This window comes from Brevibacillus sp. M2.1A (assembly GCF_013284355.2).
Lineage (GTDB): Bacteria > Bacillota > Bacilli > Brevibacillales > Brevibacillaceae > Brevibacillus.
The window spans coordinates 3,416,697-3,430,463 of record NZ_JABSUY020000001.1 but is presented as its reverse complement, the minus strand read 5'-3'; the positions used below and the strand labels follow the sequence as shown (position 1 = coordinate 3,430,463).

10 protein-coding genes are annotated in these 13,767 nt (G+C 49.5%); all 10 read right to left on the bottom strand.

The features are described 5' to 3' along the window. Positions 1-26: 26 nt before the first annotated feature. Complete coding sequence (locus tag HP567_RS17015) at positions 27-929, bottom strand: M15 family metallopeptidase (RefSeq protein WP_173609340.1); 903 nt, start codon at positions 927-929, stop codon at positions 27-29. Positions 930-1,024: 95 nt separating this feature from the next. Continuing rightward, positions 1,025-2,602 carry a glutathione ABC transporter substrate-binding protein gene (locus HP567_RS17010; RefSeq protein WP_173609341.1) on the bottom strand — a complete coding sequence of 526 codons (1,578 nt, stop codon included), beginning with the start codon at positions 2,600-2,602 and terminating at the stop codon, positions 1,025-1,027. A 96-nt stretch (positions 2,603-2,698) separates the two neighbouring features. Then, entirely contained in the window at positions 2,699-3,670 is a 972-nt protein-coding gene (gene msrA / locus HP567_RS17005; protein ID WP_173609342.1) for a peptide-methionine (S)-S-oxide reductase MsrA, read from the bottom strand. A 175-nt stretch (positions 3,671-3,845) separates the two neighbouring features. Beyond that, positions 3,846-5,225 carry a M20/M25/M40 family metallo-hydrolase gene (locus HP567_RS17000; protein ID WP_173609343.1) on the bottom strand — a complete coding sequence of 460 codons (1,380 nt, stop codon included), beginning with the start codon at positions 5,223-5,225 and terminating at the stop codon, positions 3,846-3,848. Positions 5,226-5,256: 31 nt separating this feature from the next. Further along, positions 5,257-7,272 carry a S9 family peptidase gene (locus HP567_RS16995; RefSeq protein ID WP_173609344.1) on the bottom strand — a complete coding sequence of 672 codons (2,016 nt, stop codon included), beginning with the start codon at positions 7,270-7,272 and terminating at the stop codon, positions 5,257-5,259. 5 nt (positions 7,273-7,277) lie between these two features. Further along, positions 7,278-9,080, bottom strand: coding sequence for a S9 family peptidase (locus HP567_RS16990; protein ID WP_173609345.1), 1,803 nt, complete (start codon positions 9,078-9,080; stop codon positions 7,278-7,280). An 80-nt stretch (positions 9,081-9,160) separates the two neighbouring features. Further along, on the bottom strand, positions 9,161-10,789 hold the full coding sequence (locus HP567_RS16985; RefSeq protein WP_173609346.1) for a peptide ABC transporter substrate-binding protein: 1,629 nt from the start codon (positions 10,787-10,789) through the stop codon (positions 9,161-9,163). A 36-nt stretch (positions 10,790-10,825) separates the two neighbouring features. After that, the gene (locus HP567_RS16980; protein WP_173609347.1) at positions 10,826-11,773 is read right to left on the bottom strand and encodes an ABC transporter ATP-binding protein; all 948 of its coding nucleotides are present in this window, start codon (positions 11,771-11,773) and stop codon (positions 10,826-10,828) included. Then, positions 11,774-12,793, bottom strand: coding sequence for an ABC transporter ATP-binding protein (locus HP567_RS16975; protein ID WP_173609348.1), 1,020 nt, complete (start codon positions 12,791-12,793; stop codon positions 11,774-11,776). A gap of 28 nt (positions 12,794-12,821) precedes the next feature. After that, entirely contained in the window at positions 12,822-13,766 is a 945-nt protein-coding gene (locus HP567_RS16970) for an ABC transporter permease (protein ID WP_173609349.1), read from the bottom strand. Between the last annotated feature and the right edge of the window lies 1 nt (position 13,767).

The following is a 13,767-nucleotide window of genomic DNA, read 5'->3' as shown; positions in this document are numbered from 1 at the left end:
TTCGGTGAGCGATCGGCGTTGTTTCTTTAATTCGTTGGTGTGGAAACAGGCACCGCACCTGAATACTCTTCAAGCGTAATCCCTTTTTCTCCGATTTCTTGCGCAATCTCGGTACCTACATACCGCAAATGCCATGGCTCATAAATATAGCCCGTAATCGCGTCTTTTCCCTCTGGGTAGCGAATGATAAATCCAAACTTCTCGACGTTTTCATCCAGCCACTTTGCTTCCTTGGTTCCGGCAAAGCAGCTCGTTGCAGCACATTTTCCATCCTTCCCAGAGACGTCAATCGCGAGTCCTGTCTCATGCTCACTCGTCCCAGGAACGGCACTGTAAGTCCGTGCCTTCTCTACGCCGTCTTTTTTTACATAGCGATTAAACAGCGCTTTCTGGTAGGCGTGGGAGCGATAGGCTGATACGCCAGCCAATTGGACACCGTCAGCCTGGGCTGCCGCAAATAACTGCTCAAGCGCACCCGCTGCTTCTTTGCGCATTTTGCGTTTCTCGCTCTTTTCAGGGAGTAGGTAAGGAACGTTTGGAAACACTAAATCATTTGGCTGATAATTTTCCGGAAGCTTGCGTTGTTTGTTCACCAGCACAGCAACACTCTCAGGCTCACCAACAACCTCGATGTCCGGGAACGATAGCTCAGGCGGCTGACCCGCTGGTGGCTTTTCTGCCGGTTTCGTCTCCGTTGGCTTCGCCTTCTGGGGTTGCTCCGGTTGTTCTTGCTTTGGTGTTTCAGCAGGTAGAGGCGTTGTCTCCTCCTTTGGCTTCGCTTCTTCTTTCTTTGGAGGAGTTGGCGTCTCCACGGATGGTGGTGTCTGTGGTTCTTGTGGAGCAGCACTACTGCTGCATCCAGACAATACAAATGTCAATGCCGTTACGAGTACAAGCGGATGCAAAAGTCGGTGTCGAAAACTTCTCATTGTAACGTTCCTTTCGTTTGGGAGCTGATCCAATTATGTAGGTAAAAAAGTACGTACCTATTATGACATAATTGACCGGCTTTTCGTTACATGTTTTATTGAGAAATCACGACCTGATCGAGATTCAGATAACCTGCCGGACTGATGGAGAAGCCCTGAATATGGTTGCTAATCACAGCCAAATTCTCCAAATTGCGAATCGGAACAACCAAAGCATCTTGCAGCTCCACTTCTTGTGCTTTTGCGTAGATAGCGAGTCTTTTTCCAGGATCTGTTTCGCTACGACCAGCCTCGATGAGACGATCCAGCCCGGGATTGCTGTATTGAAAGCTGTTGCCTGCCCCACCGCCTGATGTATGGAACAAATTGTACTGATTATAGTCGGCATCTCCGGTTGCATTTGCCCAGCCACTGACAAAAATCTCATGACCCTTCGTTTGCTCAATCGTTCGGACAAATTCATCGTAGCTGACGACTTTTAGCTCCGCGTCGATGCCGATTCCTTTTAACTGCGACCGTATCACTTGGGCAACCAAAATTCGATCCCGTCTGTTGTAGGTAATCATTTGAATGGGAAAACCATTTGGATAGCCCGCCTCTGCGAGCAACCGACGCGCTTGGTTGATGTCGTACGGGTAGCTTTTCACAGTTGGACTGTAACCGAACACATGCGGTCCAATCGGTGAATTCGCCTTTGTTCCCACATTGTTATACACCCCTTTAATGATCGCTCCCGTCTCGATCGCCATACTGATGGCTTTCCTCACACGGAGATCATTCAGTGGTGGCCGTGATACATTAAACCCGATAAACTCCGTCCCAAGCGCATCACTGCGGTAGACACGCATCTGGTTGGATGCTTGAATTCGATCCAGCTCCATGACAGGGATCGACTCTGCCACATGTGCTTCTCCATTCTCGACCATCGCAATGCGAGCCGCATCATCGGGAACAACCTTGAAAATGACATGATCAAGCGTGGCTGCCTCGCCCCAGTAGGACTGGTTTTTGCTCAACGTGATTTGACTGCCATGCTCCCATGATTGGAACCGATAAGGGCCAGTACCAACCGGGTGCTGCGATAATTCCCGCCCGTATTTATCGATTGCCGTAGGGCTAATGATGCTCCCCTCGTGACTGGCAAAAATAGAAAGCAATGGCGCAAATGGCTTGTGAAGAATAAATTGCACTTTGTACGGATTGATGACTCTTACCTGCTTTATTTTATCGAACATGGCTGCTCGGGGAGAAGCCACTGCCGGGTCTAATACGCGATCAAATGTTTTCTTGACTGCCTCTGCATGAAAGGGCGTCCCATCGTGAAAAACAACCCCTTGTCGGAGAGTAAACTCCCAAGTAAGATCGTCGATTTGTTCCCATGCCGTTGCCAGCTGTGGCTGAATGTTCATGTTCCGATCTCGTTTGACGAGCCCTTCATACACTTTTCCTTGGACGACACTCGCCTCATTGATTGTCAAAATAAAATGAGGATCGAGATTTGCCGCATCTGACATTCGTGCAATGATTAACGTCCCACCCTCGACAACATTTTGGGGTGTCGGTACGATTTGATTGTTGTGAGGCGACTCCTGACCGAAAGAACAGCCTGCCATAACCATGATTGCTGCGAGTAACAGTCCAATTCTTCTGTGTAAGAATGTCTGTGTGTTCATTGGACCCTCCCTGCATGCTCTTATGTCTACCTAGTTGTATGTTTAGCAAAAAGACCGCCCTTCTCCCATGTTTCCCAGAGAGTAGCGGTCTACACTCTATTCTTTTTCAAATAATCGCTTATACTCCCCGAACCCTTCTTCCTCCAAACGATCCTTCGGAATGAAGCGCAATGCAGCTGAATTGATGCAGTAGCGCAAACCATTTTCCCCAGGACCGTCCTCGAAAACGTGGCCGAGATGAGAATCTGCCTCTTTGCTGCGAACCTCTGTACGAATCATATTATGGGTCAAATCCACATGCTCGGTTACGTTTTCCTCTTGCAAGGGCTTGGTAAAGGATGGCCATCCGCAGCCAGAATCGAATTTGTCCAAGGAACTGAACAAAGGCTCGTTGGAGACGATGTCTACGTAGATGCCCTCTTCCTTGTGATCCCAGAATTCATTCGTAAAAGGACGTTCTGTCCCGTTATTTTGCGTCACTTCGTACTGAAGCGGAGTCAAGATCTTTTTCAACTCTTCTTGCTTCGATCGGTCGCGCCACGCTTCCTTGGTGAATTTCGCTCTGCCTGATGCCGCACGGTAGTATTGGTAGCGGACCGGATTTTTTTTATAGTAGTCCTGATGATATTCCTCCGCCGGATAGAACGGCTTGGCTGGCAAAATCAGCGTTGCAATGGCCTTCGGGAAACGACCGCTCGCATCCAGCTCTTGCTTGGATTTTTGCGCAAGCCTTTCTTGCTCTTCATTATGATAGAAGATCGCTGGCGCATACGATTGACCTCGATCGCCGAATTGACCACCAGCGTCAGTCGGGTCGATTTGCCTCCAAAACATTTGCAGCAATTCCTCATAGGAGATGAGCGACGGATCATAGGTGATTTGGACGGCTTCATAGTGTCCCGTCGTATCAGAGCATACCTGTTCATAGGTAGGGTTTTCGACATGACCGCCTGTATAGCCGGAGACGACTTTTTGAATGCCTGGCATCTTGTCAAACGGACTGACCATGCACCAGAAGCATCCGCCTGCAAAGGTTGCGATTTCGAATGGATGTGTATCGCTGTTCACGCATTTCGCCTCCTGTAGATGTATGTACATTATCATTTACGATTGTACATGGTTTGCAAAAGCAAAGTCCACTCTGGAAGTGCTATGAGGGGGTTCCAAATCGAAAAGGAGACCTTTTTACACGAAAGGTCCCCTTTTCGCTATCGGATTGTATGATCATTCCCTTTGGATGTTGCTACTCTGACAACGCTTTGGCAAATCCAGAGAGCATGACAACCATATGGGCAATACCTTCCTGGAAGTCTTTCAAACGGATAGATTCATTCGGCGCATGAACTTTGCAGCCAACCCAGCCTACCCCTGTACTGACAACCGGAAGCTTTAACTGTTCCCCGAAAATATACATCGGACCTGTGCCTGCCGCGTTTGGCGAAAGTACTGGCTCCTGATCGTAAATGACGCGGGCCGAATCCAGTACGTGAGCAACAAATGGATGGTGGAAATCGGAGCGATACGCTCTTTGCCCGTTGATCATGGTGACGGTAATATCCGTAAAACCATGCTTCTCCAAATGATTTTCGATGCAATTCATGATGTGCTGTGGATCTTGTCCTGGGACAAGGCGGCAATCCAGCTTGGCCTTCGCGCTTTTCGGCAGCACTGTCTTCGAGCCCTCTCCTGTATAGCCGCTCTCCAGACCGCAAATGGTCATGGTCGGATGGAACACCATAGCTTCTCGTGGGTCCACGTTGTTTGCCGCGGTAATCAGTGGGCGTTTCAAACCGTATAGCGCTGCTGTCGCCTCTTCACTGAACGGCAATTCAGAAACGACTTTCTTTTCATCCGCTGTCGGTTCCTCGATCCCGTCGAAAAAGCCTTCGACCAAAATCTCGTTTTGCTGATTTTTCATCGTCGCTAATGCCTGTACGAGGCGCCATGCTGCATTGTCTACATACGCACCGACAGAGGAGTGCATGTCGATATCTGCTCCAACGCATGTCAGTTCCAGGTACGCCATGCCTTTGATCCCGGCAACCATGCTGATTCGCTCATTCTCGTCTTTTCCACCGAATTCCCAAATGCAGGCATCCGCCTGGAAAAGCTCCTTGTACGCTCGAAGATATGGCTCCAGATTCGGGCTGCCAATCTCTTCTTCTCCTTCGATCAGAAACTTGATGTTGCAAGGCAGACCACCCGCTTGCTGCTGCAAAATCTGAATCGCCGTCAGACGGGCAACGAGATCACCTTTATTGTCGGCAGCACCACGCGCATACAGCTTTCCATCGATGATCGTAGGATCGAACGGTTCCGTGTTCCACTCATGAAACGGTTCAGGTGGTTGAACATCGTAGTGATCGTAAAAGAGGATCGTTTTGCTATCGTCTCCTTCACTGCCTGCTGCAAAAAACCCATACACGACTGGATTACCGCCAAGATTGTCGAGTACCTTTGTCTCTCCGCCAAGCTCATGAATCATCTTGACCACGTATTCAACTGTCTCAGGAATGGCCTGATGCTGCGCGGATACAGTAGGAAAACGCAAATATTGCTTCAAGTTCTCGATTGCATGCGGCAACTTTTCTTGTACGATACCTAAGACTTGTTCTTTGTTCACGATCGGGCACCTCCTATTGACATTTACCTGCTTATTCGACTTTCTCTTTCTGGTGTGCGACCAAATAGCTGTCAAACCAATCCGTCGTATATTGCAGTCTCAATACACGTTGCTCGGGATCACCACTGCGGGAAAGTTCATGACTGGCACCCGGGAAGCGGACAAACGACACCGGAGCCTTGCCTTGATGCTTCAATGTTACATAAAGCTGCTCGGCCTGTTCGATCGGGCAACGATAGTCATGTTCGCCATGCATGATCAATAGAGGCGTCTCGACGTTCTCTACCAAGCGAATCGGTGAATGCTGCCACATTTTTTCCGGATTCGTGAATGGATTTGCCTGAATCTCTTCGGCAGTGAAAAAGTAACCGATATCACTGACCCCGTAAAAGCTAACCCAGTTGCAAATACTCCGATCAGTTACACCCGCTTTGAATCGATTGGTTTTACCGACGATCCAGTTCGTCATGAAGCCACCGTAGCTGCCGCCTGCGACACCTAAACGATCCTCATCGACAAAATCGAAATGATCGCATGCAAATTGCACCGCCGTCATCAAATCGCGGTAATCGTTTCCTCCATAGTCTCCGCAGCACGCCTGAACAAAACGCTCTCCGTAGCCAAAGCTCCCCCTCGGATTCGTATAGAGTACGGCGTAGCCTTTTGCAGCGAGCAACTGGAACTCGTGGAAAAACGTATATCCGTACATGGAGTGAGGCCCGCCATGAATTTGTAGAACCATCGGGTATTTTTTTCCTTCTTCAAAACCGACAGGCTTGAGCATCCAACCGTGCAGCCTCCAGCCATCCTTTGCGACGAACTCCATTTCTTCTGGAACAGCAAGCTCAATGCCCGCAAATAGCTCTTCGTTCAGCGCTGTTAAACGTTTTTCTTCTCCGTCCTTCAGACTTATTTGATACAAGTCGCCCGGCGTAAATGGGTCACTGATAGCAGCAACCACCGTTTGTTCGTTTTCATGCAGCGAAAAGCCGTAAATATTCCGGTTGCCCGTTACGACATTCGTGACCTGTCCGTCCAGTGTTACGTGATAAATGCCGGAATTTCCTCGTTCGCTTGCGATAAAATACATGCCATTTCCGTCCGCTGTCCATACAGCACCTGGATTTGGGTGACCAGGCGAGCGCATGTCTCCGATGGTGGAATCGCCAACCTGTACATCCCAATCCGCTGTGATGCAAGTATAATCGCCCTTTTCAAAATCATATACCCAGATGCGCTTCTGTGCTGCGTACAAATGCGTGTCCAATTCACTTCCGATATACGCTAACTTCTTACCGTCGTGTGACCAGGTTGGATAGGCAAAAATACCTTTGCTGTTGGTCAGCTTTTTCCATTCTCCCCCTTCAAAAGGGATGAGAAAAACGTCAACACTATGCTGAAAATCAGGGTCTTCTGCTCGGTTTGCCGTAATGGCAAGCCATTTTCCGTCCGGCGACCAGGAGCCAATCGTATGATTGTATGGGCCATCGCTGAGTGGTGTAACCTCGCCTGTTTCGACATGAACAATGGCCAGTTGCTTGTTTTTCTCGTAAATAAACCCGAGATCATCGGATTTGTACTTCAATCTTCCGACATGAATGGCTTTGGCCCTTCCTTTTCCCTCTGTTCCCTCGAGGTCTGCGAATGTTTCACCCTCATCCAAGAGTGACGAAAAAACAATGTATTTGCCGTCAGGTGACCAAATCGGATTGCTGACGCCGTTTTTGCAATGTGTGAGCTGCCTTGCTTCTCCTCCGGTTGCATCGATCAGCCAAATCTGTGGTTTTCCAGAACGATTCGAGACAAAGCTAATCTTTGAACCATCCGGCGACCAGCGCGGAAAGGTGTCGCGGGAGCCAGACGTCAGAGGCTGTGGTTCATTCGCATCCAATTTGCGTAAGAACAAGTGATTTTGGTATGAGTGGGACTCATCGATTTGATTTTCCACATAGGCAAGCGTTTTTCCGTCTGGTGATAGCTGCGGATCGCTCGCGTACCGCATTTGATACAAATCTTCAGCCGTTATACCTCTTTTTGCTTGCGTCATCCTAATCACTCCTCGATTTTATGGGTGGATGCAAGTTGCTCCAAAAAGAACTGGGAAATCTTTTGATTCAACGTGATGTGATTGTCCAGCTTTTCGGTAAAGTGGCCTTCATCCTCAAAAATGTGCAAATCGACTTCTTGTCCCCTGCCTCTCATGTCTGCTACGAGCTGTTCCGCTTCGCTGACAGGAACGCGCGTATCATTGCGTCCATGGAATACGAGAAGCGGAGCCGTGATCTTATGGGAGTGATTCAACGGAGCAATTTCTTCAAAAAAGTCATCGTCTTCGCCGAGGAACCCGTACTCCACCTCACGCAATCTCCTTCTCCATTCCCCGGTGTTCTCCAAAAAGGTTTTGAAGTGGGAAATCCCCACAATATCAACACCCGCAGCCCACAGGTCAGGGTAATGCGTAAGCGCAGCCAGTGTCATGAAGCCTCCGTAACTGCGACCCATGATTCCGATCGCATTCGGGTCTACGCTTGGGCGGTTGCCTAAATCTTTGACCAGCCAAGCCAAATCTGCTACAGAATCCATCCGCTTGCGACGATCATCGAGCTGAACATATTCCCGACCATAGCCCATGCTACCGCGAACATTCGGTGCTACCACCGTAAAGCCTTCGTTCGCCAAAAATTGAAAAACGGGATGATACTCCGGGCGAATTTGGCTCTCTGGCCCGCCATGGACATAGACGACGACTGGTTTTTTCTCTGCATGTTCAGATGTATCTTTGGCATAGAGGAAATACGGCACTTCCAAGCCATCGAATGAGTAAAAGGTGCACAATTCCGGCTCGATGAGTTTATCTTCCAGAGCATCAGATTGACCAATGTTCGTCACACGTCTGCTGGTTTTCTCCGAAATGGTGTACGTCCAGATGTCGCCCGGAAGTGTAGGGCTTTTCAGTGTATAGGCGAGCTGATCATCACTCACCCACGCCAAGGAAGAGATCACTCCTCGTGGTGCTTCCTCTACCCGCTCCCAGCTTTGCTCTGTCAAGGAATAGAGAGCAAGAACGGAGTAGCCTCCTTCATTGATCGTGAAGGCAAGAAGTGTCTCGTCGGGAGATAATTGGGCCTCCTCAATGTCCCATTTCGGGTCGTGCACCAGTTTGTCCAGCTCTCCTGAATGCAGGGAGAAGCGGCACAATGCTTTCGTGTTTTCATCACGGTTGGTTACGAGATATCCTGTTTTGCCTTCATTAGACAGTACCAAGGAATGGTAGCGCGCATGTTTGCTGCAAATGGCGAGCTTTTGTGCTTCCTTTGTTTGCAGATTCAACAAATACAGGCAATTGTCAATGTTGGTCTCCTGCACGCTGAAAATGAGTCCTGTCCCGTCTGGCAGCCAGCCGATTGGATCTGTGCGCCCATCATAGCGAAAGACTTCCTCATACGCACCACTCTCGACATCCTGTATAAAAGTATCAAAGCTGCGCGGATTGCGACGATTGCTGGACCACGCGATTTTTTGCCCACACGGTGACCAGCCCCCCAAATAGTGAAAGTAATCGGGTGCGTCCGTCAGCGGTTTTACAACTGCACCATTGTCGGTCAGCAAAAAGAACTGCTGCCGCTCGTCTCCCTTGTTGTCCATACCGACGATCGTTTTCGTTCCGCATGGGGAATGGTCAACCTCTACCACACGATCAGGCAAGAAGGTCACTTGCTCCGAGCAATTGGACGCTTCATTCCAGCGCCACAACTGCGCAATACCTGTCAACTTCGTTAAAAAGGTAATCTCTCTACGCTGCGGTACCACCTTCAATTGATACGCGGATTTCACTTGCAGATAGTCCAAAATCACGAGAAATCATCCTTTCCTCTTTGGCTAGATGCACGTTGGAGTATGTAAAGAGAAAAAAGAGGAGAAGCTCCTCTTTTTTTCTATTTTTTCGTTGCCCAGCGAGCGCTTGGGAACGCGTTGACTGGGAAAGTGAGACCTTCCAGATTCGGTTTCACCAAATAGTTTTGCTGGTAGTGGTAGACTGGAATAAACGGCATTTCATCCATCAAAACGGCTTCTGCCTGATGAAGCAGTTCCATACGCTTGTTCGGGTCTTGCTCAACTTTTGCCGCCATATTCAACTGATCATACTCTTTGTTCACCCAACCAGTACGGTTGTTCGGGCTTTCACCCAAATAGTAGTCCAGGTTAAACGCAGGATCGTTGATTTGACCTACCCAGCCCATACGGCCCATTTGATAGTTCTTTTGTTTCGTTGTGTCCAGATACACTTTCCACTCTTGGTTTGTCATTTTCACTTCTACGCCCAAGTTTTTCTTGAGCATTTCTTGGATCGCTTGTGCTATTTTCTTGTGGCTTTCATCGGTGTTGTACATGAGTGTTACTTCTGGCAATGTGGACCAGCCTTCTTCTTGCATACCTTCCGCCAGCAACTTCTTCGCTGCTTCGTAATCTTCTTTGAAGTAGTCTCCACCCTCTTCGCGGAAGTCTTTTCCGTTTGGTTGCATCGCTCCACGCGGAACCATGGAGTAAGCTGGTGTCTCTCCACCTTGGCTCACCATTTCGGACAGTGCTTTACGGTCGAGTGACATGGCGAATGCTTTGCGAACTTTTTTATTCGTAAATGGTTCTTTCGTTACGTTAAACATGTACATGTACGTACCGTAGTAAGGAACGGATTTAAAGTCTGGGCTCGATTTTTCTTGCGCGAGGATGTCAGATGGCATCTCTTTGTTGAAGTCGAGCTCACCGCTCTTGTACATCTGATAAGCAGTCGTGGCGTCATTCACCATTTTCCAGGTGATCTTTTCCATTTTTACGTCCGCTTTGTTCCAATAATGCTCGTTCTTTTCAATAACGAGCTCGGAGTCATGTTTCCAGGATACGAGCTTGTAAGCACCGTTGGAGATGTAGGTATCCGCATTTGCTGCCCATTTTGGATTGGCTTCTGCCTGCTTCTTGTTGATTGGGTGCCAGTAACGGGTAGCCAGCATTTTGTCAAAGTACGATGTAGGTGCGACCAGCTCGATTTCGAGCGTTTTTGCATCCACGGCCTTGATACCAACATCCTCGGCTTTTCCTGTGCCCTTGTTGTATGCTTCTGCTCCTTTAATGTAATAGAGCAGGTAAGCCGTAGTCGAAGCAGTGGCTGGATCAAGATGCTTCATATACGTGAAAGCAAAATCCTCGGCTGTCACTGGCTCGCCGTTTGTCCATTTCACATCATCGCGCAAAATGAACGTGTACTTCAGCTTGTCATCGGACAGCTTCACTTCCTTGGCTTGTCCCAGGATCGGATTGCCGTCCTTATCCTTGGTGTACAAGCCTTCCCCCAAGTGATCCATGATCCAGAAGGACGTGGTATCCGTCGAGGTGAGCGGGTTCAAGTCTGGCGGCTCAGACTTGGCATTGAACACGACTTCTTGTTTGGCAGCAGCGCCTGGGGTAGTGGTACCTCCAGTCGATGCTGACTCGCCACTACCGCCGCAACCAGCTAAAGCCGGGATGACGAGCGAGAGCGACAGGGCAAAGGCAGCTAATTTCTTCACGTTGTTTCCCCCTATATATTAAGATAGAAAATCGAACTACTGATAGAGATGACAAGCAACCCAATGGTTCGGTGCGGCTTCCTGCCATTCAGGAACCTGTGCCGCGCATTGCTCCATGGCCTTAGGGCATCTTGTTCGGAAAACACAACCGCTCGGAGCATTGGCAGGACTCGGCAAATCGCCCTGCAAAATGATGCGCTCCCGCTTGATTGTCGGATCAGGAATCGGAATCGAGGACAGCAACGCTTGTGTATATGGATGAAGTGGCTTTGCGTACAACTCGAAGCTGTTTGCCATTTCTACCATTTTGCCGAGGTACATCACACCGATTCGAGTGGAAATGTGTTTCACCATGGACAGATCGTGGGCGATAAACAAGTAAGTCAGTCCCCTGTCCTGCTGCAAGTCTTCCAATAGATTCACGACCTGCGCTTGAATCGACACATCAAGCGCCGAAATCGGTTCATCCGCGATGATAAATTCCGGCTCGACCGCAAGTGCCCGGGCAATCCCGATCCGCTGTCTTTGGCCTCCGCTGAATTCATGGGGAAATCGGTTCGCATGTTCCTTAGAAAGACCAACTAGCTCAAGCAATTCTTTGACGCGATCCGCTCTTGCACCACGGGACAAGCCGTGAATATCCAGGCCCTCCGCAATAATGTCCATGACGGTCATGCGCGGATTCAGACTTGCTTGCGGGTCTTGAAAAATCATTTGGACGTCGCGGTGGAATTGCTCTGCCTCTTTTCCTTTTAAGCGATGTGCATTTTTGCCTTTGAACAAAACTTCTCCATCTGTATTTTCATAGAGTCGAATCATCGTTCTGCCCAACGTCGACTTCCCGCAGCCGCTCTCTCCAACAAGTCCGAGCGTCTCGCCGCGATGAATGGTGAAGGTCACGCCGTCGACTGCTTTTAGCGTAATCCCATTGCCGATCTCAAAATGCTTTTTTAGATTTTTGACTTCAACCAACGCTTGGCTCATCTACGTCTGCCTCCCTGCTGCCACCAGTTCTTCCAGCTTCGGTGCGCGTGGATCATGTAGCCAGCATGCAGCTTCGTGACCCTCGGTGAATGTGGAAGCATCCGGCATTTGCTGCTCGCATATTTCCATCGCAAACTGACAACGCGGAGCGAACGGACAACCTTTTGGCGGGTGGAATAAATCTGGCGGCGTTCCCTCAATCGGTACCAGGCGTTCCTTTTCCACACCATCGATCCGCGGCAGAGAGCGCATTAAGCCCCATGTGTACGGATGCTTCGGATTTGCGAAAATATCCTCTACCTTGCCCGTTTCCACCACAATTCCTGCGTACATAACCACGGCCCGATGCGCGATTTCGGCAACGACACCCAGGTCATGTGTAATCATCACGATGGAGAGCTGCTGCTTTTCCTGCAATTCCCGGAGCAAGTCCAAGATTTGTGCTTGAATCGTTACATCCAACGCTGTCGTCGGTTCATCTGCAATGACGAGCTTTGGATCATTGGCGAGAGCAATGGCGATGACGACACGTTGCCGCATTCCCCCGGAAAACTCATGCGGGTATTGATCCACTCGTTTTTCCGGATCGGGGATACCGACCAACCGAAGCATCTCCATCGCTTTTTTACGCGCCTCTTCTTTGCTGACCTGCTGGGTACGAACAAATCCCTCGACGATTTGGGCGCCGACCTTCATCGTCGGATTCAGTGCCGTCATCGGGTCCTGAAAGACCATCCCGATCTCAGCTCCACGAACCGATAGCAATTCCTTCTTACTCATCCCCGTGATGACTTTTCCGTCAAAACGAATCTGACCATCCACGATTCTTCCCGGCGGGTTCGGGATCAAGCCCATGATCGCTTGGGCGGTTACACTCTTTCCACAACCGCTCTCCCCTACTACCGCAAGCGTCTCGCCACGATCAACATGAAAGGTAACTCCCCGTACAGCCTGTACCTCTCCACCGTACGTTTTGAAATGTACGCGGAGGTTTTCTACTTGCAGCAAATGATCCGCCATGTCTGATCCTCCTATCTTCGTGGCGAGGTTACTCGCGAATTCTTGGGTCCAATGCATCCTGCAAGCCATCACCGAAAACGTTGAAGGCAAACATCGTCAATGAAATCATCAAGGCCGGGAAGAAAAGTCTCCACCAATCCCCTGTCAAAATGACGCCGAGTGCATCGTTAGTCATCGTCCCCCAGCTTGCGATTGGCGCCTGCACACCCAGTCCTAAAAAGCTGAGGAAAGATTCTGCAAATATCGCCGACGGAATGGTAAACGTCAAGTTCACGATGATGACTCCGATGGTATTCGGAATCAGGTGGCGTAACAGAATGCGCGGGAATTTGGCACCCAGCACTTGCGCAGCCATGATGAACTCCTGGTTTTTCAATTGCAGGATTTGTCCCCGAACGAGACGAGCCATTCCTACCCAACCGGTTGCGGACAATGCGATGATGATGGTAACAATGCCAGGCTCCATGACAACCATCAGCATGATCACCACGAGCAGGTATGGCAATCCGTACAAGACCTCGATCAACCGCATGATGATGGTATCGATCCGGTCTCCCTTTTTGCCTCGACCAGCCATGTATCCGGCAATACCGCCGACCGTCACCCCGATGATCAAGTCAATTAATGCTGCCGATATTCCGATAATCAGTGAAATCTGCGCTCCGTACCATGTACGTGAAAACATGTCGCGCCCCAGCTCATCTGTTCCGAACCAATGCTCGCTCGAAATTTCCTGATTTGCATTTAAAAGGCTCTGGTCGGAATAACTGTACGGAACGAGATGTGGTCCAATAATCGCCATGGCAATCAATAAAACAATCAGAGTCAAACCCACCATGGCCAGCTTATTTCTGACGAGCTTTCTCGTTACTTGTTGAAAATGAGTCAGGCTCGGTCGCATCTGGGCGATCTGTCCATCTGCTTTTTGAGCTCTAGGTCTAAACAACTCATTTACTGATTGATCTACCGCCATT